The organism is Acidobacteriota bacterium, from assembly GCA_028874215.1.
Classification (GTDB): domain Bacteria; phylum Acidobacteriota; class UBA6911; order RPQK01; family JAJDTT01; genus JAJDTT01.
Genome location: JAPPLF010000037.1, coordinates 1 through 3253, shown reverse-complemented (window position 1 = coordinate 3253; position 3253 = coordinate 1). Strand labels below are relative to the sequence as shown.

At 64.6% G+C, this 3253-nt stretch carries 3 protein-coding genes; 2 read left to right on the top strand and 1 reads right to left on the bottom strand.

All coding sequences use genetic code 11. The features are described 5' to 3' along the window. A partial coding sequence (locus OXT71_06920) for a relaxase/mobilization nuclease domain-containing protein (GenBank protein ID MDE2926113.1) occupies window positions 1-584 on the top strand: 584 nt, incomplete at its 5' end. 361 nt (window positions 585-945) lie between these two features. Here the strand turns inward: OXT71_06920 and OXT71_06915 are convergent. After that, on the bottom strand, window positions 946-1647 hold the full coding sequence (locus OXT71_06915; protein ID MDE2926112.1) for a hypothetical protein: 702 nt from the start codon (window positions 1645-1647) through the stop codon (window positions 946-948). Window positions 1648-2753: 1106 nt separating this feature from the next. Here OXT71_06915 and OXT71_06910 point away from each other — a divergent pair. After that, a complete protein-coding gene (locus tag OXT71_06910) occupies window positions 2754-3188 on the top strand; it encodes a DUF6526 family protein (protein ID MDE2926111.1) in 435 nt (144 codons plus the stop codon). Window positions 3189-3253: the final 65 nt, after the last annotated feature.

Sequence of the window (3253 nt, the reverse complement as noted above, 5' to 3'; positions counted from 1 at the left end):
GCGTACTTGGCCTTGCTGACGGGATCGTGCTGGACCGCGACCCGCGCCCAGTGGGGCTGATGGTCGCGAAGGTCCTTGCCCTCGCCCGCTCGTTCACCCGCGTCGCGGCGTACCGCCTCGGGACGGACGAGCGGGTCGATTGGGCCGACACCAGGAACCTGCCGACCCTCGATCCGGAACGGGCGCCGAGGCTGATGGCCGTGACGGCGAAGGCGGCGCCCAACCTCAAGCGGCTGGCTGGCGGATCAATGGGGGGGCGGAAGCTGGAGAAGCCGGTCCTGCACTACTCGCTTTACTGGCCTCACGATCGGCGGCCGGCCCAGGCCGAGATGGAACAGGCGGTCGCCGAGTCGCTCGCGGCGCTGGAGCTGGAGCGTCACGAGGCGCTGATCGTGGCGCACACCGCTCACCTTCACGTCATTGCGAACCGGGTCCATCCGGAGACCGGCAGGGCTGCGCCCCTCGGCCTCAGCCGGATCAGACTGTCCGAGTGGGCGGAGCGGTGGGAGCGCGAGCACGGCGGTATCCGGTGCTGCCAGAGGGTCAAGAACAACGCCCACCGGCGGTCGAGGCTCCCTGGCTGACACCGGACAACCTCGCGGAGGGCCTCGACCGGGCGAATGCTCGCCCGACCCGTACCCTCGGGAGGCCGGGATCGTCGGTCTCAGGCCATCCTGCGGCCCCGCGGCGCGCTCGCACTCGCTCGCGCGAACCTTCACCCAAACGGCGCGTCCACGGCTCATGGCGCGCCGTTTCCGTTGCGGAGGTCAGAGGGGACGCGGCCCCCCGCCAGCCTCCGCAGGGGACTCACGGAGTGTGGCCACAAGGGGCATGCACGCGTGATTCCGACGTGCCATGCCGCCTCCGTGAGAGCCCCTCCCTTCCCCCCAATGATGAGGGATTGCGTCGGGTCGTGCTACCGGCGCAGGCTGACATGCTGGGATACTACATTCCTGTGGCCAAGCCCGTCGTTCCCGTGGCCGTGCCCGACGAGCGTAGTACCGCCGGGTTAGCCGACAACTCGGCCAGGATAATGTCTGTCAAGGTCGTTGCGATGACGCGATCTGACAACACGATCGCGTCAATGAGCTCCTGGTTACCCAGAGCTCCCGGCAGGACCAACTCCACCACTCTGCCGGCAAGTGGGCTGGTGAAGCCGAGGAGATCACCACCCAGCCCGGGCGTCATCACCCACAGCTTCTGATCGACCATCCTTACCCCGCTCACGGCCATCAAGCGCATATCCGGCTCGGGAGGTTCGATTCCCCGTACCCATGCTCTGATTCCTTCAGGCACGGCGAGGGGCTCAACGCCGGAAATGCGTCGACCGTCCGGGCTCAGCGACACCCGCCAAGCAGCCAGCGAGGATCGATCCACAATCGCAATGGCGTCGTTCGACACACGTGCCAACCGCCACATGAATCTCTCCCTCGGCCCACTGGACGCCAACAGGTCGGGAAGGACCACGCCGGGGTCGAGCATGATGGCTTCCGACCCCAGGCCATCCACGCGCCACAGCAAGGGCGGGATCTCCGGGCTGTTGGATCGTCCCGGAGCTGGCAACACCATCGCCGGAACCACCACCGCATCCCCGCCGACCGGCGCGAAGCCGAGGGCGGGAGCATCCAGTGAAATGGCGTTGAGCATTCTGCCATCCGGCCCGAACAGCGTGGTCCGGAGATTGTCCGTGTCTAGCACCCATACGCCTTCGGCCACCGTGCCGATAGCCACCGGGCCAGCGAGTTCCCCAGGACCGGATCCCTCTCCTCCCATTGACGCGTGGACGGTTCCGTCCAAGCCTATCCGATGGACCCGCCGGGCGAAGGAGTCCAACGCGTAAAAACTCTGTTGGTCATGGGCAAGGGCCAGCCCAATGAGGTTCTGAAACGGATCCGCCGCTCCGGATCCCTCGATCCTGCGCGAGGCCCCTTGGACCGCTCGCCTCTCGTACAAGAACGAAGAATCCGAATCAAGGGAGCCGGAGCCCGTGTCGATCCCCGTGCAGAACAGAACTAGCCACACAACCAGCATGGGGGTGATCCACGCTCCCCAGAACCGCCAACTGGACTTTGTCGCAGCACGCATGAGGGTTTTCTCTCGTTCAGAAATTAATGCCAAAGGGTAAATCCAATGAGCAGCCGGAGTCGCCGCCGGTAGCCCATGTCCAGTGATATCCATTCACAAAGGCCATATAATGACACTCGCACCACTCGCATCTAATAGTTTTGAAGTCGATCCAGCCACAGAAGCCCGAGAAGAACGTGCCAGTGCGGTATCGATATCCGATCAGGCGACTGGAAGTCGGGGGACACTTCGGGGGACGAGCCGCAAGCTCGGAGGCCCCCAATGAGTCAAACGGCGTGTTGTGCAGAAACGCCGGAGTTGGGGCTGCACTGAGTGCTCCGAGAAGCACAAGCGCAAGAAGGACGGTGGTGAACGAGCCTTTCAACGACATGATGACCTCCCGAGAATGGGGTTTTCCCGGGCGTCTCTCACCCGGGCGTCTCTCACCCGGGCGTCTCACGAAACGATGCCACGCATAACACATTCTGTGCTGCATGTCAAGCGCCGCGCCGATCAGGAACCTGGTGCGCAATGGATCCCAAAAGCCGAAGCGCGAAGTCCCCGCGGAAGGTGCAACAAGGCGGAGCGCGCCAGCGCCGAAGCGGGGCATGATCGGCGCTTGCTCCGGTGTTGCCTGAACCGCACGTTGCATTGCACGAGACCATGCCGCACCCGAATCCGGAAACGTAATGGCCCAGTCCCAGAACTTCGCGAACCACGCCAAACGCCCTCCAGTGCTGTTCCTCGCGGGGTGCTATCTCTCAACGGCCGCTACGGTAGGCGTCGGGTACCTGCTCGTCGTGGATTTCAGCGCAGGGACCCTCGCCCTGTTCGTGGTCGCCGCCTGTACGGCGATAGGCCTTCTCTTTGCGCGACGCTTCTCAACGGGCGTTCAGGACCGGGTGATCCGCCTGGAGGAGCGCCTGCGTCTCGAGAGGATTCTGCCGGACGAGCTAAAGGGCGAAATCGGTCAGCTGACGACCGACCAGCTAATCGGTTTGCGCTTCGCTTCCGACGCGGAACTGGCGGAATTGGTCCGCCGGGTCCTGGCGGGCGAACTTGCGGACCGGAGGTCCATAAAGCAGGCCGTCGAAGACTGGCGCGCCGACCACCAGCGCGTCTGAACAGGAAGGGCTCTAGCCCGGATTTCTCACACGAGCCGATTGGCGGGCAAGCTGACGGATCCGTG